The sequence below is a fragment of the Bacillus salipaludis genome (assembly GCF_030938565.1).
GTDB lineage: Bacteria > Bacillota > Bacilli > Bacillales > Cytobacillaceae > Neobacillus > Neobacillus salipaludis_A.
Window position 1 is genome coordinate 3,354,789 of record NZ_JAVGVR010000001.1, and the last position, 22,105, is coordinate 3,376,893.

General features: G+C 36.4%; 23 protein-coding genes and 2 pseudogenes. 16 read left to right on the forward strand and 9 right to left on the reverse strand.

Going from position 1 to position 22,105, the window contains the following annotated elements; all coding sequences use genetic code 11:
* Positions 1 to 2: 2 nt before the first annotated feature.
* Both RCG21_RS16720 and RCG21_RS16725 read right to left on the reverse strand, forming a co-directional pair.
* Positions 3 to 1,007 (reverse strand): sensor histidine kinase, encoded by a 1,005-nt coding sequence (locus RCG21_RS16720; RefSeq protein ID WP_308913420.1) that lies wholly within the window; start codon positions 1,005 to 1,007, stop codon positions 3 to 5.
* On the reverse strand, positions 1,004 to 1,696 hold the full coding sequence (locus RCG21_RS16725; RefSeq protein WP_133340313.1) for a response regulator transcription factor: 693 nt from the start codon (positions 1,694 to 1,696) through the stop codon (positions 1,004 to 1,006). The genes RCG21_RS16720 and RCG21_RS16725 overlap by 4 nt, the downstream gene beginning before the upstream one ends.
* 749 nt (positions 1,697 to 2,445) lie before the next feature.
* On the opposite strand from RCG21_RS16725, the gene RCG21_RS16730 reads away from it, so the two are divergent.
* Positions 2,446 to 2,838 (forward strand): helix-turn-helix domain-containing protein, encoded by a 393-nt coding sequence (locus tag RCG21_RS16730; protein ID WP_235824966.1) that lies wholly within the window; start codon positions 2,446 to 2,448, stop codon positions 2,836 to 2,838.
* Positions 2,839 to 3,632: 794 nt separating this feature from the next.
* Here RCG21_RS16730 and RCG21_RS16735 read toward each other — a convergent pair.
* Positions 3,633 to 4,301: a CatB-related O-acetyltransferase gene (locus RCG21_RS16735; protein ID WP_308913421.1), complete on the reverse strand. Its 669-nt coding sequence runs from the start codon at positions 4,299 to 4,301 to the stop codon at positions 3,633 to 3,635.
* 346 nt (positions 4,302 to 4,647) lie between these two features.
* Here RCG21_RS16735 and RCG21_RS16740 point away from each other — a divergent pair, with 346 nt between their 5' ends.
* The 7 genes from RCG21_RS16740 (at position 4,648) to RCG21_RS16770 (ending at position 8,935) form a co-directional block, all read left to right on the forward strand.
* Positions 4,648 to 4,980, forward strand: coding sequence for a YxiJ-like family protein (locus RCG21_RS16740; RefSeq protein WP_372512689.1), 333 nt, complete (start codon positions 4,648 to 4,650; stop codon positions 4,978 to 4,980).
* A gap of 159 nt (positions 4,981 to 5,139) precedes the next feature.
* The gene (locus RCG21_RS16745; RefSeq protein ID WP_235824987.1) at positions 5,140 to 5,703 is read left to right on the forward strand and encodes an SMI1/KNR4 family protein; all 564 of its coding nucleotides are present in this window, start codon (positions 5,140 to 5,142) and stop codon (positions 5,701 to 5,703) included.
* 96 nt (positions 5,704 to 5,799) lie between these two features.
* Entirely contained in the window at positions 5,800 to 6,075 is a 276-nt protein-coding gene (locus RCG21_RS16750) for a CPCC family cysteine-rich protein (protein WP_133340691.1), read from the forward strand.
* Positions 6,076 to 6,251: 176 nt separating this feature from the next.
* Entirely contained in the window at positions 6,252 to 7,079 is an 828-nt protein-coding gene (locus RCG21_RS16755) for a hypothetical protein (RefSeq protein WP_133340689.1), read from the forward strand.
* 78 nt (positions 7,080 to 7,157) lie between these two features.
* Positions 7,158 to 7,625, forward strand: a complete 468-nt coding sequence (locus RCG21_RS16760; protein WP_308913422.1) for a UPF0158 family protein — start codon at positions 7,158 to 7,160, stop codon at positions 7,623 to 7,625.
* 147 nt (positions 7,626 to 7,772) lie between these two features.
* Positions 7,773 to 8,336 carry a VanZ family protein gene (locus RCG21_RS16765; RefSeq protein WP_165976447.1) on the forward strand — a complete coding sequence of 188 codons (564 nt, stop codon included), beginning with the start codon at positions 7,773 to 7,775 and terminating at the stop codon, positions 8,334 to 8,336.
* Between the two features lie 167 nt (positions 8,337 to 8,503).
* Entirely contained in the window at positions 8,504 to 8,935 is a 432-nt protein-coding gene (locus RCG21_RS16770) for a hypothetical protein (protein ID WP_133340747.1), read from the forward strand.
* 277 nt (positions 8,936 to 9,212) lie between these two features.
* Here the strand turns inward: RCG21_RS16770 and RCG21_RS16775 are convergent.
* The 4 genes and pseudogenes from RCG21_RS16775 to RCG21_RS16790 all read right to left on the reverse strand — a co-directional run.
* A pseudogene (locus RCG21_RS16775) lies at positions 9,213 to 9,446 on the reverse strand (short-chain dehydrogenase); the annotation flags it as partial.
* A 301-nt stretch (positions 9,447 to 9,747) separates the two neighbouring features.
* Entirely contained in the window at positions 9,748 to 10,218 is a 471-nt protein-coding gene (locus tag RCG21_RS16780; RefSeq protein WP_133340205.1) for a DinB family protein, read from the reverse strand.
* Positions 10,219 to 10,541: 323 nt separating this feature from the next.
* Positions 10,542 to 10,862: a thioredoxin family protein gene (locus tag RCG21_RS16785; protein ID WP_133340207.1), complete on the reverse strand. Its 321-nt coding sequence runs from the start codon at positions 10,860 to 10,862 to the stop codon at positions 10,542 to 10,544.
* Between the two features lie 521 nt (positions 10,863 to 11,383).
* A complete protein-coding gene (locus RCG21_RS16790) occupies positions 11,384 to 12,232 on the reverse strand; it encodes a COG4705 family protein (RefSeq protein ID WP_308913423.1) in 849 nt (282 codons plus the stop codon).
* 378 nt (positions 12,233 to 12,610) lie between these two features.
* On the opposite strand from RCG21_RS16790, the gene lepB reads away from it, so the two are divergent.
* Entirely contained in the window at positions 12,611 to 13,159 is a 549-nt protein-coding gene (lepB, locus tag RCG21_RS16795; protein WP_133340211.1) for a signal peptidase I, read from the forward strand.
* 623 nt (positions 13,160 to 13,782) lie between these two features.
* Positions 13,783 to 14,067 (forward strand): hypothetical protein, encoded by a 285-nt coding sequence (locus RCG21_RS16800; RefSeq protein ID WP_133340213.1) that lies wholly within the window; start codon positions 13,783 to 13,785, stop codon positions 14,065 to 14,067.
* A gap of 189 nt (positions 14,068 to 14,256) precedes the next feature.
* Here the strand turns inward: RCG21_RS16800 and RCG21_RS16805 are convergent, their stop codons facing one another.
* Entirely contained in the window at positions 14,257 to 14,613 is a 357-nt protein-coding gene (locus RCG21_RS16805) for a heterocycloanthracin/sonorensin family bacteriocin (RefSeq protein WP_308913424.1), read from the reverse strand.
* A 785-nt stretch (positions 14,614 to 15,398) separates the two neighbouring features.
* Between RCG21_RS16805 and RCG21_RS16810 the strand changes: the two genes are divergently transcribed.
* From RCG21_RS16810 to RCG21_RS16835, 5 genes and pseudogenes are all read left to right on the forward strand, one after another.
* Positions 15,399 to 15,743, forward strand: coding sequence for a PadR family transcriptional regulator (locus tag RCG21_RS16810; RefSeq protein WP_133340217.1), 345 nt, complete (start codon positions 15,399 to 15,401; stop codon positions 15,741 to 15,743).
* Positions 15,740 to 16,241 (forward strand): annotated as a pseudogene (locus tag RCG21_RS16815) (DUF1048 domain-containing protein). The gene RCG21_RS16810 and the pseudogene RCG21_RS16815 overlap by 4 nt, the downstream one beginning before the upstream one ends.
* Before the next feature lie 182 nt (positions 16,242 to 16,423).
* A complete protein-coding gene (locus tag RCG21_RS16825) occupies positions 16,424 to 17,185 on the forward strand; it encodes an ABC transporter ATP-binding protein (protein WP_133340221.1) in 762 nt (253 codons plus the stop codon).
* Positions 17,186 to 17,935 carry an ABC transporter permease gene (locus tag RCG21_RS16830; RefSeq protein ID WP_133340223.1) on the forward strand — a complete coding sequence of 250 codons (750 nt, stop codon included), beginning with the start codon at positions 17,186 to 17,188 and terminating at the stop codon, positions 17,933 to 17,935.
* Between the two features lie 404 nt (positions 17,936 to 18,339).
* The gene (locus tag RCG21_RS16835; protein WP_308913425.1) at positions 18,340 to 18,525 is read left to right on the forward strand and encodes a hypothetical protein; all 186 of its coding nucleotides are present in this window, start codon (positions 18,340 to 18,342) and stop codon (positions 18,523 to 18,525) included.
* Between the two features lie 672 nt (positions 18,526 to 19,197).
* On the opposite strand, the gene RCG21_RS16840 is transcribed toward RCG21_RS16835, so the two are convergent.
* Complete coding sequence (locus RCG21_RS16840; RefSeq protein ID WP_308913426.1) at positions 19,198 to 20,706, reverse strand: COG4705 family protein; 1,509 nt, start codon at positions 20,704 to 20,706, stop codon at positions 19,198 to 19,200.
* 441 nt (positions 20,707 to 21,147) lie between these two features.
* Here RCG21_RS16840 and RCG21_RS16845 point away from each other — a divergent pair, with 441 nt between their 5' ends.
* Complete coding sequence (locus RCG21_RS16845; protein ID WP_235824964.1) at positions 21,148 to 21,765, forward strand: DedA family protein; 618 nt, start codon at positions 21,148 to 21,150, stop codon at positions 21,763 to 21,765.
* The last annotated feature ends 340 nt before the right edge of the window (positions 21,766 to 22,105 follow it).

Here is a 22,105-nt window from a genome sequence, read left to right on the forward strand (position 1 = left end):
TGTCACATGCCGATAATATGAACAAACTCATTTTTTTGCGGAAAGGTCAAGGTAATTGCCGTTCCTATTCCAAGCTCAGAGTGAACGTTAAACTTGATCAGCAATGGCCGGGCAGCTTTTTGGGCAAGGTATAGTCCCATACCAGTTGCCGCACCATCCTGATGGTTGGCTGTAGAGGTAAAGCCTTTATCAAAAATGCGGGGCAGGTCATTTGGAGCGATTCCGCGTCCGAAATCAGTGATTTTAAAGCAGGTTCGTCCGTCTTGGACATAACTATTTAAAAGGATGTCAGATGCCTCGCTATATTTCACGGCATTCGTTAACAGCTGTCGGAGTATGAACGCCATCCATTTGGCATCCGTCAGGACATCCTCTTCTTCCAGTTCCAATTCAAAACCAATTCCCTTTTGCATGCACCATGATTGCAAGGTTCTGATTTCGTTAAAAATTAATGGTTTTAGTTTTGTGTTTTCAATATACAAATCATTTTCCATAAAGGGCATCCGCTTTTGGTGGAGTTGCTGATCCAGCAGAAGGTGAATACGTAGCCATTCATACCGTAAATCCGCTTTCAGTTTTTCATCCTCCATCCGGTCAATAATCAGCTGCATCGCTGTTAACGGTGTCTTTACTTCATGTATCCAAGATAACATTTGGTCTTTTTCCTGCTCCATTGTCGTCCAATTTGCAGCCGCTTCCTGTGCTAAAAAATCAATTTGTTTCGTAAGGCTCTTTTCAATGATTCCTTCAAAAGGACGATAGGCACTGGGGACGCTATTAGGATCCAGGTTGTTTTCTCTTTCCTCTAAGACTTTATAGAATATCGTTTCCTTCTGATAGCGAATGAACAAGAAAATCACAAAAATAATCAACGAAATAAATACAATATAGAGAAGTGGAAGCAATGGGATCGACGTATCAAGAAACGCAACCAAAATAACCAAAAATTCCAAGGACAATATCAGGAGAATCCAGCTCCGCCGTTCTATAAGATACTTTTTTATCATAGCGGCTGGGCCTCTTCAACTGCGATGTAGCCTTGTCCCACTTTGGTTTCAATATATTGCCCAAGACTAAGTTCATCGAGTTTTTTCCGCAGGCGATTGACGTTGACGGTTAACGTGTTGTCACTGACAAAGCGCTCATCGTCCCATAAGCTTTTGATTAACGCTTCACGGGTGACAATTTTATTTTTCTGCCCAATCAATTCTCTTAATATTAATATCTCATTCTTCGTAAGTTCAATAGAGCCCGCCTCAGTGGTCACCGTATTTTTTTGATATTCCACAGCAGCTCCATTCCAAGTTTTGAACTGGACTTGTTCGGTATTGTAATTATAAACGCGCCGTAAAATCGCTTGGATCTTGGCAATTAACACATCAAAATGAAACGGCTTTTGGACAAAGTCATCCGCGCCGAGCTGCATGGACATCACCATGTCGGAAGGGTGGTCCCGTGAAGACAGAAAAAGGATCGGCACATTCGAATGGGATCGGATCATCCGGCACCAATGAAACCCATCAAATTTGGGCAGCTGGATATCAATGATCACTAAATCAGGTTTCACATCTGTAAAGTCCTGCATCACATTGCTAAAATCCGTAACTCCAAAAACCTCATAAGACCAACCTGTTAACCTTTCTTTTATCTCTTGATAAAGCGTTGCGTCATCCTCAACTAGTAATAGTTTAAACACATTGTTCACCACACTTTGTTTTAGTTCCATCCTCAAATTGTATAGCAAATTTTACCTATGTGCCAGCAGTCCATAAGAGGCAATGCCGTATAGAGTTAGATAATAGAAGTGAAAACCAAACAGTTATCGATATTTGAAGGAGGAATACCCATCTATATTAACGTTCAATTGGTCGGGGGAATCTGGGTTTCAGTCGGAGCTGCCGAACGCAGTTTTATAAAATGATGTTGAAGCAAAATCAAAAACAATAGGAATTATCTTGTCCCCTGTTAAAGTGACAAGATAATTCTTGAAGGGGAATTGGAGCGGAACATCTAGAGGGTGTTCCTTCTTTTTTGGCCCTGTTAAATAATATTGTTGATTTTATTTCTACAATAAGAGTTAAAACTTTAAGGGGATATTTAACCCAATCCCCTTAAACTGAGAGATTGGGATTTTTAAATCTTAAATATCCATATGTGTATATAATAAAAATATTAAACATATATTTCAACATATATGTATTATAATATATCAGTATATAATGTATATTATATGTAATTGGCAACATCATAATAACTATTAACTTATAAAACCTAATCGATAACATCTCAGAGCTGAATCTAATTCAAACTGGGGCTTTGTTTTACCAATAATTTATTAATTTCAATATGTTCTAAATTCACAACCTATATTGTATATACGCCCCGGACAATAAATGGTTTATAATCCAATTAACACCACCAAACGGTCAGCAAGGAGGGTTTATTTTGGAGGATAATATAATAAAGGAAAAAGAGGTAAAACCACGGAATCGAGATAACTTTTTAATCAAGCAGCGTGCGTTTGTGAAGCTGTATTTGCTCTCGTGGATAGAGCAGGGGAGACCATACGGTAAAGAAATGTTGGAGGATTTTTATAAAACGTTTAAGCAATTCAATTATAAGCCTAATCATTCTGAAGTTTACAAAGGATTGCACGAGCTGCTGGATGATGGAATTATAACAAGGTCCCGGATTATAAAAGAGGGATCTAAGCGCCAGGAGCTTAAGGTATATCAAATTGCCAATATGGATGAGGCTCGACGGTATAAGAATCAAGTGAAAGAAGATTTGGATCGTAGTATAGGCCTTTTAAATTGGGCTGTAAGAGATAATTTCTAAAAGAGTCCAATCAGTTTAGTTATTTAGAACCAATACAAAATTTCAGTTAGCATAACAAAAGATTCCCTGCTATAGAGATTTGTGCGGGAAACTACGGACATATGCTAGACGTTATCAAGGGGTTCTCCAACAGAAGGAACAATGTATCAATGATATTGTCCATTGAGTAGAAAAACGCAGCCTGTTGTATTACTCTTTCGGGGTAATCTGCATTGAAAAGTGAGAAGATATATCGATAGAAAAAAAGGTGCTTGTTGAACTCCCATGAAAATAAAAACGGAAAAAGGGCATGAAAAAACAGACCCAGAAAGACCAGTTTTTTAAAAAAGGCTGAGCCTCTTGAAAAGTAAGAGTATGAGGTTGGCTGGTAAACGTAATAGTAATACCTTTCTACTTAAAATTAAATCAGAAAGGCTGGCGCAACAACCAGAAAAAGGATTAATCTCCCATAAGTGCTACCCCTAATTGGGCGCGACAGTCGGTGGTACACCGTGGTCGTTGGAGTCAGACTAACGGATGGGCTCAAAGGCACCATAGTTCAAAGACCTTCTTCGCCAGCATTAAAACAGTATAGACTGCCTGATCCATTTTCATTCTCTGTGGTGAAGCGATGAATTTTGCGCTTCATGGGTGGCTAACGGGTGCAAGAGTTGTAGATTCAGCTGTCATTTTGGCAGCCTTTTCTTGTTGTTCTAACGAGGGCGGGTTAGCTCAAAAGAGTACACTATTAAATTTTTGTGTGATAAATAAAAAATGTATACAAAAAGCTACATCCTATATAGAATGTAGCTTTTCTAACTGGAGTATCTTTTCTTTACTTCAATGTTATAAAAATCATATAACTGTTCAATGGAAGAACTGGACAATAGAGGGATGGCTCTCTCAACCAATTCTCTATCCCAATCATACCAACGCATTTCCATTAGCTTATTAATTTCTGAATCTGTGAACCGTTTCTTTATTTCTTTTGCAGGATTACCACCAACTATTGTATACGGTGGGACGTTTTTAGAGACCACAGAACCTGCTGCAACGATTGCACCTTCACCAATTGAAACGCCAGGCATTATTATAGCATTCATACCAATCCAGGCATCGCTTTTAATGACAGTATCACCCTTTGGTTCATATGATTGTCCTATTTGCTCAACAAATGGATAAACCGTTATCCATTCTGAATGGTGGTTATGATTACCCCCCATTAAAATGACAACTCCACTTGCAATACAAACATAATTTCCAATAATGAGTTTATCTAGATGCCAACCAAACTGTTCAATTGGATTGAATAGTTCTTGAGATTTAGCATCACCCCATAAATACCTTACACAGCCATCTTCAAAATTTTGATTACCATAATACCCTGAATAATAGGAATACTCTCCTACTTCAATGAGTGGATTTGTCACTATATCTTTTAAATACTTTGTTTCAGACCAATGATTAAATAATGGATGATTCATAACTATATACCTCGCTTCTAAGTATTGTAGATTCTAAGACTTACTTAGAAGCTTAATACCACAGCGACGTTTTTAAACTTTTTCAAACGACGAATCATTATCTTCAGCCTTTCTTTTAAAGTAAACAGATCATAACTTAAAAAATTTTTATAGTCAAATTGTGAAATTATGTAATTTAAATAATGGATGCTTGAATTCAAGAAACTAAGGCTGTTACGGCACCTTTTCTCTTATTCGACTAACGGGGCAGGTTAGTGGAATAAGAATGGTAAAATAAAATATGTAATATTACAAATTGGTGGTGTTTGATATAGATAAAACGCAAATTTTTAAAGAATTGATTTCTATGCAACAAATTATAATAAATCCTTTTCCTTCTAAAGATACAGCTAAGATGCAGAAGGACTTCAAAAGGAAATTTTCTAAAGAAGATTGTTTAAACGCTGATTTAAACACTTATTGGATGAATATATCTGGATGTTTAAGTTATGTTCTTAGGGGAAATCAAAGCAAAATCCCACAAGGTCAAATAGATTGGCTTAAATTATCCTTCTTTGACATTTTTGGACAATATCAGTTTTTAGAAGAAAACATCTCTAATTATCCAACGTTTTACGATGAATATATGAACAATGAAAAGACTAGAAAATTATTGTTAGAATATTTATCTTTTAACTAATCCTTGTTAAGCTAACGGGTGCTTAAGTTTAACAAAGGTTGCAGAGGTAGCCCTTTTTTCTTGTGCCACTAACTGGGCAGGATATTTTAAAAAAAGGCTCGTTAATTTAAGGTGAGGAATTGTTTAGTCAAACTGTTCATATTAAGGCGGGGATACTAATTGAAATTGGATTGTGCTTATATTCAAAGAATATTAACAAATCAGGGTGTAAAGTTTTCGAAGGGGTTAAATGATGACGAAATTGTTGAGATTGAATCAATATATGGCTTCAAATTCCCTCCAGATTTAAAAGAATTGTTAATGTATGCTCTACCAGTTTCTAAAGGGTTTGTTAATTGGAGGGATAAAAGTGAAAAGAACATAAAACATATAAAAAAGCGTTTCAATTGGCCATTAGAAGGTATGATTTTTGATATTAAAAATAATAAATTTTGGATGGATGATTGGGGAGAGAAGCCTAATTCGTTAAAAGATGCTATTAAAATTGCTACTCAAGAATTCAAAAAAGCTCCTAAACTAATACCGATTTTTTCCCATAGGTATATCTCTGATACGCCTTCTGAAAGTGGAAATCCAATATATTCTGTTTATCAAACAGATATTATTTTTTATGGTGATAATTTGACAACGTATTTTAAGGTTGAATTTGATTTAATGGACCAACAGGATATTGATTTTGATAACATAAAAGAAATCCCTTTTTGGAGTAATTTGGTGGGATAATTTCTGTAGTCTTTAATCTTACCTATTGAAGTAAAGGGGGCTTTCCTTAAAGATACAGATGCCAATAAATGCTTAGTTTTGAAGAGGTGAAGATAAATGAAAAAGTATCCCTGCCCTTGTTGCGGTTATAAGACTTTATATGAGAAACCTCCTGGGACCGACATAATTTGTGAAGTATGTTTTTGGCACGATGATTATGTTCAAGCAAAAGACGTAAATTATTGGGGTGGTGCAAACGACTTTTCATTAAGAGATAGTCAAAAGAATTTTTTGAAGTTCGGAGCAGTAGAAGAAAGATTTATAAAGAATGTAAGAAAACCAACTATCGATGAAACAAGGGATAAAAATTGGAAGCCATTATCTGAAAAATAATTATTCCTTTTTCAACTAACGGGTGCAAGAGTTGTAGATCAGGCTGTCATTATGGCAGCTTTTTTATTGCACTAAAGGGGCAGTTTAGTGAAAGAAGGAAAATAATATTAAGTGTAGAAATAATTCTTCTTATAAGCAATTATTGATAAGTGTATTTTCTATATAGGGAGGTATTTATGCCAATTTTAAAAATAGGGAATGTTCGTGTGAGAAGAGATTCAAATGGAGATACAGTTATCATTAAGGATTCTAGTGCAATTAATGAGAGTGTTGAATATATAAATGAGTTTAATGTAAAGAATGTAGATGTAGTTGACTTTGATTGTAATGATTTAAATTTCCTAAAGGAATGTTTATCAATTGAAAACTTGTCGATTCTTAATCATTTTATAAAAGACCTTAGTGGAATTTATGGCTTAACAAAATTAAGAGTATTGTCAATAAATGAAACAACAACTAAGGTTGAATTCAGAATCGACGAGTTAAAGAATTTAGAAGAATTGTATGGAGAATTACCGAAAAACACCGTCGGTATTAATAAGTTAAATACATTAAAAAAGGTTGAATTGTGGGGCTATAAACCAAAATCAAGGAATCTAAATGAATTTAAAAATTTAAAAAGTTTGAACGTAATAAATATAACCGAATCAAGGCTCGATACTCTTGATGGTATTGAAGGAATAGTAAATTTAAAGAGCCTTGGACTGTACTATCTTAGAACTTTAAAGGATATAACGGCGTTGCAAGATGTAAAGGCTCCCATTACTGAATTGTTTTTTGAGAATAGTAAAAGCATAGTGGACTTCTCTCCTATCCAGAATTTAAAGAAACTTGAAAAGCTAAAAATTTCATCCTGTGGAGATATACCTTCACTCAGTTTTGTACCTACACTAAACGAATTAAAGAGTCTTGTGTTTTCGGGAACAAATGTTTTAGATGGAAATTTAACTTTTTGTGAAGGAATCGAGTATGTTTATTATACAAAGCAAAAACTTAGAAACTAATGGAATTGGTTGAACATAAAAGGAAATGCTCTTCAACTAACGGGTGCATTAGTAAAAATATAAAAAGGTGATCAAATAATGAGTATACAAGTTAAACTAAAAGATATAATTGAGGAAATGGAAATACAGTTTGAAGAGTCACGTTCATTACTGAATATTAAAACGGGAGAATTTGTGTTAGTAACATCGGAGGATCTGAGAGCTGCTGAAGACGAAAAACCATTTGATCATTTACCTGAATGGGAACAAGAAAATAGAATAATTGCAATTGATGTGGTTGAAAACTTTGAAAATTATTTAGAGTTACCTACTAAATATGAAGTGAATGAATATGAAATTATGGAAAACTTTTGTTTAACAGTAAGTGATCAACGGAAGAAGGAATCCTTATTAATGGCAATTAAGGGAAAGGGTGCCTTTAGAAGGTTTAAGGATAAAATAATTGATTTTGAAATAGAAGATGAATGGTATTCATACCGGGGCGAGTGTTTTAAACAAATTGCTATTGAATGGTGTCAGGAAAATAAAATAAATTTTATTGAATAGAATTGACAGGGGTGTTTACTTAACCAAGCGGTAATCACCTTTTCTTATATAAGTAAAGGGGCAGTTTAGTTTAACAAGACTCTTCCCAAATTATTCAATGTCACGGTAAAATAACTATACATTAATTTCCAGAATGGAGTGTTTATCGTGGTTCAATTATGGCGAGCATTTGGACATTTGGTTCCCTTATTCTTAATAATCGTTTTAGGGGTTAGTGTTATTACATATTTTGTCAGTAAAAAAAGAAAATCAGATAGAGTGATTGTTAACCTTCTGTTTATTTTTAGCATAATCGGAATTTTATTGGTAACTGTTTATCCCAATGCTTATGGTCCTGGAATGCCGAGAGTTGTTAACATAGTACCGTTAGTTGGAATGTACAATATTCTGTTTCATTCAGTTGATATAACCATACCTATTCGTAATTTAGGTCTTAATATTTTACTATTTGTTCCTTTTGGATTTTTTCTAACTTTGAAAACATCATCTTTTCAAAGGAAGCTTAATCTATTTGTAATACTAACGGGATTTATATTTTCTTTGTTTATTGAAACAGTGCAGTTTGCTATTCCTATGGGGCGTTCTTCAGATATAGATGATGTAATATTAAATACAATTGGAACATTTTTAGGGTACATAATTTGGAAACTTTTCAATTCTAAATCGTCAAGTATTTCCTCATTTAAAGAAACATCAAATGGAAAAATGTAATGCCAACCTTTTTATACTCTAGGGTGCAAGAGTTGAAGATCCAGCTGCCATTTTAGGCAGCTTTTCTTTTTGTGCTAACGGGCAGGTCACATTAAGAAGGATTATAATTGAATAAAGAACTTAACTCAGAGGTGTTAAATGCTGTTTCTTAATTAAGGAGGTATATGATGAAGTTTTTTATAAAGTTAAATACTATTAGTGCCATATACGCTTTAGCGTTGTTCATAGCAATCGAACTCATAATAAATGTCTCTCATATTAGTAGTTTAACTGGCTGGGAATGGGATAATGTTTACATTCTAATTGCTGCTATTAATGTAATTGGAGTTCTACTTTCAACGATTTTATTCATTTGCTTAACGAAAAAATGGACTATAGGTAGAAAAAACAGCTATTGGTCACTCATTTTGTGGGTACCATATTTTATCCTTTTTTTCTCTTTTTTCACTGTTGTAATTCCTATTAATTCAGGAGTAACACTTTTTCCGAGATTTAGTCTTCTTATTTATGGATCTGTCATTCTGTATCCGGTTTACATATTATTTATTAATCTATGTGCTTCACCTCTAAGTTTAGATGATGAGGAAATAAGGCATTAATAATGCAGGTCACTTTGTTATAACTTATTCATCTCGCTTATTGAACTAAAGGTGCTGTTTCTACAAAAAGTGGAGACGCTTTTCCCTATTCAACTAAATGGGCAGTTTAGTGGAAGAAGAAATTGGATAACTTTAAAAAGAAAACTCGCCATAAACATCTTTGGCGAGTTTTGCTATTTATTACCCAATATGGTCCATTTAAAATACAACTGTCTTCTTAAATAAATGATTTTCTGAAAAGCATTTAAAAAATTTAGTAACTCTTCACAAGTGGTGGTTACTCAATTATGTTCTTCGTTGCTTGGTACATTTTCTCGACGTATTCGTCGATTTCATCCCGTGACATACGTAAGCGATTCACAGAAGTACCATATCCGATTTCGTTTTTACCCTCTTCTAATTCTTTGAAAATGCCGTCTGCGAATTCATCTAATGGTTCTCCAGGCAGACCTGCACCGTTTAAAAAATCTGTATTCACCGCTGGCGGAGCAACTTCAATGACTTCTATAGACCTTAAAATTTTCCTTTGTGAAATTCTATCAGAAGGAAAGGGTAATTTTACCAATAGGATATTTTATATTTTTAAGTATAAAAATTATTTATCATATTAAGCTAACGGGTGCAAGAGTTACAGAACTGGCTGTCATTTAGGCAGCTTTTCTTATGGAACTAAATGGGCGGGTTAGTTGAACAATCGTCATTAGCTTTTTTCCACAAACGATAAATGCGAAAGCCCCAGTTCCTTTAGATAAAAGGGGATGGGATCTGATTGTAGAAAAATCGAGAATATTTTTAAAAGCGTCTTATCAAAATTAGCTTTTTACACCCATATGTTCAATTATTCGCTTCATTGCTTGAACCTGTCCCATATGGGCAGCTTCATGCATCAGCGTTACACACGCCAGTTCTCCAAAGGTTTTACATCCCAGGAATGGTGTTTCTAAAGTGTTGTTTAGTTGTTCAGCTGAAATTTGCTGAAGACGAGCTAATTGATCTTTTAGCTGTACCATAAGTTCATCCATAGTAGGTACATTTCCTGTCCAATCAGCTGGTTTCGTACCGTTCCCGAACAATTCCATATAGTTTGTGGGAAGATGGGTTGTTGCATGAGGAAAACCAAACATGGTTTGTTCAGTAACTGTCAAAACGTGACCAGTATGCCAGTGAATTGTGTTATTGAAACCACCTGGCTGGAGATCTGTTTGGTCCTTGGAAATAGACCCTAAGATCTTGATGAAGTACTCTCTTGTCATTTCAAATTGCTTAAATAAAAGTTCGTTCATTCGCTTTCTCCTCCTTTAACATAAACAACCATATTTTACCATAAAATAAGAGCGAATATGGCCTTTTTCTGTAACAATTTATTGACATTAAATGTCTAATTTTTTACTTTGTTTTCAATAGTTGAACCTAAAATATGGAATAATTTCCGTCCTTTAGCTCATAAGAAAACGGATTCTACAACATCCACACCCTATTAACATGAACTACAACTCGTTATAAAAATGGGGTTGCAACCTTTTTTATTTTTGTAGAGCAAGATTGTGAGAGATTATGGTGCTTAAAATGAAATAACGACCAAGATTATCTGGTCGTATACCTTTAATTATTTATTTTGTTCGTTCAAAAACTCTCTTACTTGCTCTGGAGATTTTGCGTTAGCACTATGTAAATGGGCAAGCTTTTCTCCGTTTTTGAAGATTAGCAAGCTTGGGATTCCCATTACAGAATATTTTTCAGCAAGTTCTGGAAAATCATCACGATTGATTTCGTTCCACTCATATTGACTGTAATCCTTAATGACATCATCGATGAACATATTCATTCTAGTACAGTCTGGGCACCAACCTGCAAAAAATTTTATGATAACAGGTTTTTCATTAGAGACCACTTGTTCAAATGTTTCAAGACTTTTAATTTTCTCCAAGAGATTTCCTCCTTATTAAAATAACCAATGGGATTGATTATTTATTTATTAGTATTGTATAAAGTAATTTCTTCTCATTCAAATTTTTTGATTGGTTAGTACTTGCTCTAATTTAAGACAAAGAAGCACTTATACCAATTGCTATTGGAGTTTTTGCTTTATGGTCATTTTTTAGTGGGTAGAAAAGGTTTTCGTTATAAAACTAACGGGTGCTTATGTTAGGGATGATGATCGCTGCGGCAGTCATTTTTTCTTGTTGAACAAACGGGGCAGGATCGTGGAAGAAAGGAAAGTTATTTATAGTAAGGAATATTTTTCTTTTAGATTGATTTTGATAAAACAATCGTATTAGATGTCGGAGGAAATATAATATGGGTACATTTTAATGCGAGGTGAATTTGTAATAAAATATTGAAAAAATAGCATAAACAAAAAAAGAGCACGGGAAGAAAAACTTCTTATTTCCTTTCCATGCTTTTTTAAGGACTCATTAGATTGGCCCTTTGTATGTCTTTTAAGTTTTAATCTACTTGGAGATTAGATTCGTTTATTCTCGATTTACTTGTTGTGAACTGAATAATAATGCAGAATACGAGAATAGCCAATAAAATAGCGGAAGCGATTTCTGTACCATTTTCTAAACCTAGTCCACCTTTTTCGTGAGGTTTAATCAAGTAATCACCGAACGTTGCCCCGAAAGGACGAGTCAATACAAATGCTAACCAGAATAAAAATACTCTATTTATTTTTGTAAACCAATACGCTAAAAGAACGATTAATATTAACCCACCTGTGACCATAGCGCCTTGAGCAATTGTAAGTCCTAAACCTTGTTCCAGATAATTTCCACCACCAGCTAACGTTCCGACTCCTGAAGCTTTGTGCGATAAAAAATCTCCTGCTGCTGTACCTAGTGTATTAGAAACTAGAATGGCTATCCAATATAGAATTTCAACTCGTTTTGTTGCTATACTCTTAACGTTTAATGTTGGCTCTGTGAAATACCAAAATAAAAAAATAATCACCAGCAAACTTACTAATAGCAGAGACCCTTTCAGATATCCTAGCCCTAATGAACGGTCCATAAAGTCAGAAAATGCTGTTCCTGCAAGACTTGTTGATAAAATAACAGTCCAATAAACAGGAGGAACATATTTCTTAACAAACAATTGAATGGTTAAAAAGATAGCAAATACACCAATGAAAATCAGAAATGGGATTATGTAATTATCTTCTGTTCCAGGTACAGTAACTAAATCACTGCCTGTTTCTCCTAATGTTGTGGCGGCAATCTTCATAATCCAGAATAGGAGTGTCAATTGAGGAATCTTGTTAATTGACGAATTTACGATTTCTTTTGTAGTAGACATTTAAATTGCATTCACCTTTCATTTTTATTTTAAATTACAATAAATAGCCTCTTTATTTATTAAAGTAAGCTGAAAAAAGGATTAATTTTATATGATATTTCTCCGACTGCATAATTTGCATCGCCATCGAATGTGGGCAGATAAGAATGTCATACACAGAGTAAAATATTTGGGGGTTGGTAAAAAACACTAAATATTATGTTTGTGAAGTAAACTACTTAAACTATCGGGTGCAGGAGTTACAGATCCAGCTGCCATTAAGGTGGCTTTTTTTCTTCTTCAAGTAACGGGGCAGGATAGCTTAAGAAAAAACATATACCCAAACAAATATGGTAAAATGAGGATATGAAACAGATGAATATTTAGGGAGGTCGAGAAATGGTAAAGAAGAAAAATGAAATGTATGAATGGATTAAAGCCTTAATAGGTGCACTTGCAATAGCAGTCATTATTCGCTCTTTTTTCTTTACGCCGATTGTTGTTGACGGTGCTTCAATGAACCCTACTCTTCAGGACCAGGACCGTATGATTGTAACAAAAATCGGAGAACCGAAAAGATTTGATATTGTTGTGTTTCATGCTCCAGAAGATAAGGATTACATAAAACGCGTAATCGGACTCCCAGGTGACAGAATTGAATATAAAAATGATGTTTTATATATAAATGGGAAAGCTTACAACGAACCTTACTTGGAAAAATACAAAAATTCATTAAAAGATGGAGGAACATTAACAGACTCCTTCACTTTAAAGGAAACCGCAGTAGGTAGTGATACTGTCCCTAAAGATAGTTTGTTTGTAATGGGAGATAACAGAAGGCAAAGCAAAGACAGCCGTGCTATTGGAGCGATACCATTGAAAAAGGTAATAGGGACAACAAATGTTGTTTATTATCCAATAAAAGATATTAAAATCGTAAATGACTAAATCCAGTTTGACAAAATAGTTAGACTGTTTTCTTCTTTAACCATTGGGGTGCGTTTAATCCTAGAAGGATTACCACCCTTTTTTTGTTGAATACCTTCTTAAATAAACGGAACAGCATGTCTGAATAAATATAATATGTGAAGTATTACACTTAAACTCCCATGAAAATAAAAACTGAATAAGGGCATGAAAAAATAGACCCAGAAAAACCAGTTTTTAAAAAAAGGCTGAGCCTCTTGAAGGATCGTATATAAGATTGGCTGGTAGATCGACTTGTGCAACCTTTCTACTTAAACTGAAATCAGTTAAAGCTGGCGCAACAACCAGAAAAAGGATTAATCTCCCATGAGTGCTACCCCTAAAGGGTGCGACAGTCGGTGGTACACCGTGGTCGTTGGAGTCAGACTAACGGATGGGCTCAAAGGCACCATAGTTCAAAGACCTTCTTCGCCAGCATTAAAACAGTATAGACGGTCTTAGCCATTTTCATTCTCTGTGGTGCAGCGCTGATTTTGCGCTACATGGATGGCTAACGGGTGCTTATGTTAACGATGGAATAGCTGCGGCGATTCCTGTTTTTTATTGGGGTAACGGCTTGGGAGAGTTTAAATAGGAGGAATAATATGAAAAAATTTCGTGGGAAAAAGAGATATTTCCATAAAATATGGAGAAAAGTAAATAGCTTTCATCTGGAACTTGATAATGAGTCATGGTTTAATTTTTATCATATTCACCTTGATTGGGATGGTCTTGGAAAAGGAAGTGTGAAGATAAGAAGAGAGCATATAAAAGCATATTTTGCTATTTATAAAAGGGTATTAAATAAGCTAAAAATGTTTGAAAAATCTTATTACAAGAGTCAAATAAGATTGGGCTGCTGCGGCAGCCTTTTTTGCTTGTTCCACTAATGGGGCAGTTTAGCGAAAGAATGAAATCCTAGTCTTAACAATTGTAAACTATATATAATGTACTATAATATTTCCAATATCATATACAACAAAGAAGTGCCCATGCGACAGTTCATGCGGGGACACTTCTTTTCATAAAAAAGCAATTTTTTGTTGAAGATTTACCAACCTACAAAACAGCTAAAACAACTAAATAAAGCCGCCGCCCATCATGCCACCACACATCATGCCGCCGCCCATCATGCCACCACACATCATGCCGCCGCCCATCATGCCACCACACATCATGCCGCCGCCCATCATGCCACCACACATCATGCCGCCGCACATCATACCGCCGCAACGCATACCGCCGCACATCATGCCACCGCAACGCATACCGCCGCCCATCATGCCACCGCAACGCATGCCGCCGCCCATCATGCCACCGCAACGCATACCGCCAAATATTCTCGGATCCTGACTCTGAGCACCCATAGGAATTAACTGACCAACTTGGAAATTATCCATTCCTAAAGTTTGAAGTTCATTATGAAAATTGAGCATTTTTACCTCCCATGTTTATTTATTAATTTAGGTTAAACTGACATCTAACAAGAGATTTGAACGGAGGAATTTTGTCAGTAATGTGTAATTAAGAGATACTCCGTGTACTCTCTTCAACAAAATATGATTACTTTTAGGTGACTGTTACTGGTTTAAAAGCCTATTTAATGTTAAAAGCTTCATAAAATGTGGTGTCTGGAAGTAAAGTTGGGATTAATTTTATTCAACTTGTTTTAATTCTCAACGAAAGATCTCTTTAAGGGGAAGATTTGCTATTGAAAAGGAAGGAACCCCGTCAACCTTATTCTTGTTAGGAACTAGAGGTGGACTACTGCCCTTGTTTGTGTCGGAGCAAGATTGTGAAGTATTACACTTAAACTATCAGGTGCAAGAGTTGTAGATCAAGCTGTCATTTAGGCAGCTTTTCTTATTGAAGTAACGGGGCAGTTTAATTTAAGTACATTTCTTCACAAACTTATTCATAATCCTATCCCTAAAATATACAAACGCATCAAATTAATTACTCAATGTGTTTGTAACTAAATAGTCGCCTGCTATTTTTGCGAAGTCGAGACGTTTGTATTACTATCATCATTTTGGTCACTTTATCATGTAAATCAAGTCCACCAAAAAGGGCTCTTTTGACGAAAAGTTTTATTGACAAGAGAAGCTATTTAGTAATACTATATACTAGTAGTAAGCAACACTGAATATCAGTAACACAAAATACCTGTGTTACAGAGTACTGAAAAAAATATAAGTAAAATATAAATGGAGGTAAAGAATTGGAAAATATCACGGAAATGCTGAAAGGGGTGCTTGAGGGTTGTGTGCTTGAAATCATCAGCCGTGGCGAAACTTACGGCTATGAAATCACGCAACAGCTGCGAGAACTTGGCTTCACTGATGTGGTTGAAGGCACAGTTTATACGATTACCATGCGGCTTGAGAAAAATAATTTGGTGGACATCGAGAAAAAGCCATCTAATATGGGACCGCCGAGAAAATTTTACACACTCAATGCAGCTGGTCAAGGTCAACTTGAAATGTTTTGGAAAAAATGGGAATTCATTTCAAGTAAAATGAACGAACTTAAAACTAAAATAAAATTAAAAGGAGAAATAAAATGAGTATTTTTGAAAAAATTATCGGAAGTTTGGATGACAAACGAGAATGGAAGGCGATGGAGGCGCGTGCGAAAGCACTTCCAAGTGAGTACCGCAACGCTTACAAAGCTATCCAAAAATATATGTGGACTGCTGGTGGTGGTCCAACCGACTGGAAGGACAGCAGCCGTATCTTTGGCGGTATTCTCGACCTCTTCGAGGAAGGAGCAGTGGGAGGCAAGAAAGTCACTGACCTTACGGGCGAGGACGTGGCTGCTTTCTGCGACGAGCTAGTGAAGGATGAGCAAACTTGGAAGGATAAGTATCGCAAGAAGTTGAACGATACAATTGGTCGTGGCTAACGGCGAAATCCTAGTGGATTTTCGCCTAGCATCGACACTCACGACTCAAATCGTCACTGGGGACGACTTGGCTTCTTTTGCCGACGAACTAGTGGCAAACGCTAAAACCTTTGTCGACAAGTATCGCGAAGATTTGAATCTGAGTTTCATGAAGCGATAGGGAAAAAGTAAATTCAATAGATAATTCCTACTGAATAGCTGTTAACTAATGTAATGTGTCACCTTCACTATTCAGTTTTATTTTTAACTCGGTAGTTAGTAATACTGATTATCAGTCAGACTAAGTAGGAGGGTATAGGCAATCTGGCTCCGCAATGCGCATTTTATAAGGAGGAAAAAAGTATGAGTAATGCAGCGATTTCTGTAAAAGGGTTAAAGAAAACCTTTAAAGATAAGGAAGTCTTAAAGGGGGTCGATTTTGAGGTGCAGCGTGGTGAAATCTTCGCACTGTTGGGCTCAAATGGAGCGGGCAAGACGACGACGGTCAACATCCTCTCAACGCTGATGAAGCCCGATGGCGGCGAAGTAGGTATTTGCGGCTTTGACGTCCAGCGTCAACCGGACCATGTTCGCCAGAGTATCAGCCTGACAGGGCAGTTCTCTAGCTTAGACGGCATGCTCACAGGAAGGGAAAACCTGATGATGATCGCTAAGTTGCGGGGAGTTTCCAATCCCGCTCAAGTCGCCGACAATCTGCTTGCAAGATTCAGCCTGACTGATGCGGCCAACCGCCGGGCGGCCCAATATTCCGGCGGGATGAAACGCCGGCTTGACCTCGCCATGAGCCTGATCGGTACCCCGGAAGTCATTTTTCTCGACGAACCGACCACCGGGCTTGATCCCGAAGCGCGGAATGAAGTCTGGGGTACCATCAAGGAACTTGCGGGCGACGGCACGACCATCTTGCTGACGACCCAGTACCTGGAGGAAGCCGAACAACTGGCAAACCGGATCGCCATCTTACATGGTGGAAAAATCATCACGACCGGTACTCTTACTGAACTCAAAAAGATGTTCCCGCCAGCGAAAGTGGAGTATATCGAGAAGCAGCCGACATTGGAGGAAATTTTCCTCGCGATCATCGGCAAAAAGGAGGAGTTGTAAATGAAAAACAAAACAGGGGTATTACTAGGACGTTTAATGCGCAACATCATGCGCAGCCCGGATACGATTATCACGGTGGCGATTACGCCGATTATGATGATGCTGCTGTTTGTCTATGTATTTGGCGGCGCCATCGAGACAGGCACAGACAACTACGTCAATTATTTATTGCCGGGAATCTTGCTGATGGCGATCGCATCCGGAGTCGCTTACACTTCCGTACGGCTATTTACTGATGTAAAGAGCGGGCTTATGGCGCGTTTCATTACCATGCCCATCAAGCGTTCATCGGTATTATGGGCTCACGTGTTAACTTCACTTGTTTCCAATGCGCTTACTGTCGTGGTGGTGATCCTCGTCGCGCTCTTGATGGGGTTCCGTTCCAGCGCTGATATCCTGGATTGGCTCGCGGTAGCTGGGATACTCGGGTTGTTTACGCTGGCCTTGACATGGCTTGCGGTCATTCCCGGATTGACAGCGAGGTCTATGGAAGGGGCGACAGCCTACTCGTACCCGCTAATTTTCTTGCCGTTTATCAGTTCGGCCTTTGTCCCCACCGAAACCATGCCCAAAATTGTCCGTGCGTTCGCTGAGAACCAGCCCGTGACTTCAATCGTGAATGCGATTCGTGCCCTCTTGTATGAAGGGTCTGTTGGCAACAGTATCTGGATCGCGCTTGCCTGGTGCGTCGGCATTATGGTCATCGCTTACTTCTTCGCTAGTAAACAATTTAAACGCCAGGTAGGGTAAGTACACCATTATGGGATGTTTGCCATATCAATAGTCAGCTGCTGCGATGAATTCATTTGCTACACATGAAGGCTGCTTAAATGCGGTGCAACCATCAATGCCATACTATCGATTGAGTTGATCAAGATGGTAAAATTAACAGCAAAGGATTTCCTCTGGGGAGAGTAATATGGAACAAGTGAATTTTTTTAAAACAGTCTTTTTTTCGAAAAGGTTGAGAAAGCTTTCTTATTTCATAAAAAGTAATTAAAGAACGTTTGCCAGAAGCTGATTTCCAGCACGTTGGAAGCGAGTAAAAGGACCACACTGGAAAATAATATTAGCGATTAATACAGTGGGTGCAGTAATCACCACCATTGTTGCTGTCATCTTTGGAGTTACCAAATTTACAAGTGGAGCGTGGGTTGTTTTATAGTGATACCACTTATCATATTCGCTTCATTAGCCCAATTACCATCATGATCAAAACATTTCATCAGTTAAAGATTGATGTTAACACTCTAAAGCCTAAAGGAAACAGGGTTATCACAATTGTTCTTGTTTCAGGAGTACATCGGGTACCATATCATTTAAAGAAAAAGGTTGTATAGGCATGATAAATTCTCATGCCTTTTATATATTTTATTGATCTAATTCAGGTTTTTTTGCATATTGAGTTCTGTTGATGTACGCACTAACATCGTAAACAGCAGGGCATTCAATAACCCACCTTAATATTCAAAGCTACGGGATTGTAAAACATTACATTTTATTAAATTTAATTTTTACTTAGTTTCTTTTTTCCGTGATTTTATACATGATATAGACACCCATATTGATAAAACAATGGATAAGGCTCCAGTAAATTCATAACTTAACCGATAAATCGGGTTTATAAATAATTCATACGTACCATATAAAAAACCTAAACAAATGAAAATAAGGTCTATTATTGAAATCTTCATTTTCAGCTCCTTAACTTTTAAACCTTTACCATGACCTACCATATTATCAAATAAATACTTTAAATTTGTGACCGTTAAAATTTTAATCCAAGTTCTTTAGAAAAATTCATCATTATATGTCCAATCAATTCTTTATATATTATTTTCTATTCAACCTGTCATTTTGACAGTTTTTCTTATGCACTAAAGTGGCAGACTGGTTTAAGTGTAATCTTTCACATTCTTTAAATGCTCTTAACAATGGCTTTTCGCTTTTGACAATTAAATTGGGGTTGTCTCAAAAAATAGGGAACCGCTTTTGCGATTCCCAAGGATTTTCTATTTATTTGCATCATTTATGATACTGAGCGAATTGGTAAGTGCAGATTTTGACTTGCTAACATCAGGGCTTGATGAACGAACTGCAGCCAACACTACATCAATGGTTCCATCAATTTTTGTCCAGGAGGTACCATCTATTTTCCTAAGTTTAGGCTCTGCTGAATCCCATTGGTGTTCCAAATCATCCGCACTTTTCTTCGCTAAAGAAAAGTTATGGGAGTTAACATCTTTTAGCATAGTATTTTCAATTGTAGCGAAAGCTGTTAATTGTCCAACTAATGTTGTTGAAGAAGCATTCGCAGATAATTTATTTGCGGTGTTTAGGACGCTGAGCGAATTGTTTAGTGCAACTTTACCCTTGCTCGCATCTGGATTGGCCGAACGAGTAGCTGCTAATACAACGTCAATCGTACCATCAATTTTAGTCCACGTGGTGCCATCGATTTTTCTAAGCTTGGCTTCTGATGTGTCCCATTGATGTTCTAAATCATCCGCACTTGTTTTAGCCGAACTAAAGTTATTTGCGTTTACTTCCGTCAACATATCATTTTCAATTTTAATAAATCCTGTTAATTGTCCTCCTAATGAAGCTTGTGAAGTAACTGTTTGAGATGCTATAGCATTACTTCTCCACACATAACCGCCTATACTAATAATTAAGAAAATACACAGTGCCGCAATGGTTTGGGTCATAACATTTTTCTTACTTCCATTTGTTGGGCCTGTTTTCCCTGTTTCGCTCTTTGCATTTATATCAATTTTTGTAACAGCGAGAAAAACTATAATCGCTAAGTTAGCTACAAGAAAAATGACACTTGTCACAGTAGTACCCAACCCTAACCCGCCATTAACTTTTGGTTGAGAAAGGAAATCTCCTATTGATGCTCCTAGAGGACGAGTCAAAATATACGCAATCCAAAATGCTAGTACACCATCAAGTTTCATTTTCCATGCCACGAAAATACACGCAATGATTATAATGACTGTTATCCCTGTATTCAGATAACCAAGACCGAGTTGTTCGGAATATAAATCACCGACTGCAGTTCCGAGTGCAAATGTGAAGAGAATGGTAAGCCAATAGAAAACTTCTCTTTTCCTTGTGAAAATTGAGTGTATTGAGAGAGTTTTTTCACTTAGATACCAGAAAAGAAATGTTAATGCTAGTAGTACGGAGAATACCCCCGTGCTAATTTCAAGAGGTACTCCAATACCGTCTGTCAAATTATCTGTTACCAATGTTCCAAAGACGCTTATAAGAACAACTGTTAGCCAATAAATGCCTGGAACGTATTTCTTTGCTCTAAATTGAAGAAACAACACAATGAAAAAAGCGATTCCCATAATGATGGTAGTTTTAGTTAAACCAAGTCCTAGATTGAAATTAAGAAAATCAGCAAATGTTTCACCAACAGTGGTACATAAAACCTTGATAATCCAGAAGAAAATCGTCACTTCTGGTACCTTGTTAAGTAAAATTTTCATTTTGTTTTGGTTCGTTTCCATACGTAATTTCCTTTCTTAAAGTGGTTTTCCGCAAACTTAACTTTAATACCGCTGACTCTCAAACAGTAGTTGCCATAATTTTAATGATCCAAAGAGATTATTGTTCATTGCTGTATTTATTTACACCAGTTTTCCTGTGTTCCCCAACCTCGTTAATTCAACCACTAGTAATTTTTTCCAGAAAACCTCATTTCTATTTTTGAAAATAATCATTATTAATACTCCTTTTTCGATTGAAGTCATAATTAACAATTTAAACTATACGATATTGTTTTGGAGTAATTATTAAGAATCAATTAACCCTATGTTAACTGTCTATTAAGCTCTATTGAAAATTGAGTAATGTATATGCTATAAATTGCATTTTTTATGGCAAACTGTTATATATTTATTGTCTAAATTTTCACCATACACATTTCATTAATATAAGGGAGAATTGCAGTGAGCATTTTACATCAATTAGGGGACATAGCAATAAACTGGATTAATTCAATTGGATATTGGGGCATCCTTTTAGGAATGATTTTGGAAAGTGCTTGTATACCAATTCCAAGCGAAGTCATCATGCCTTTTGGGGGCTATTTAGTTTCAACAGGGCATTTAAATATGGTAGGCGTGATTTTGGTTGGAACACTTGGCAATATCATCGGCTCTTTAATTGCCTATGCACTGGGATATTGGGGTGGAAAAAGATTGATCGAAAGATTCGGGAAGTACGTATTTTTGTCAAAAAAACACTTGGAATCTGCTGAAAAATGGTTCGACAAGCGGGGAGAAATCACTGTATTTGTTTCACGTATTTTACCTGCTATTCGTACATTTATTTCCTTACCAGCTGGAATTGCCCGTATGGCCCTTGGGAAGTTCTTAATTTATACAGCAATCGGGAGTGTAATTTGGTCTGGATTCTTAACATATGTAGGATATATGTTAGGGAAAAACTGGGGAAACATTCAAAACTTCTTACATCCTATTGCTTATTTTGTTGCAGTTATTGTATTTTTCATTTTAGTTTACCTAGCTATAAAAGTTATAAAAAGTAAAAAGGCATCAGCTTAACATAAATGATGGATGTTTAAGGACATTTTAATTTTATACTTTTGGCCATCTACCGACGGTTTTTTAAAGCTATCACAGGCATCATAGTTAATGTTTTAACTTATCGTTCCTCGGTTTATATTATCCACATTGGAAATGATGGCACTCAGCTATTTCCTACCCGTTCCTTTATGGATATTCATGTTTATGCAATTGAAATTCGTCCACTGGTTAAGAGAAACGTCTAGGCAAGCTAGTAAGCTTAATTAAAGAAGTCATCATCACTGGGTTACTTAAAGAAGCATGGCTTTTTTGGTTTATTAACGAAGAGAGTGTGAAGGATTGTACTTAAGCTAACAGG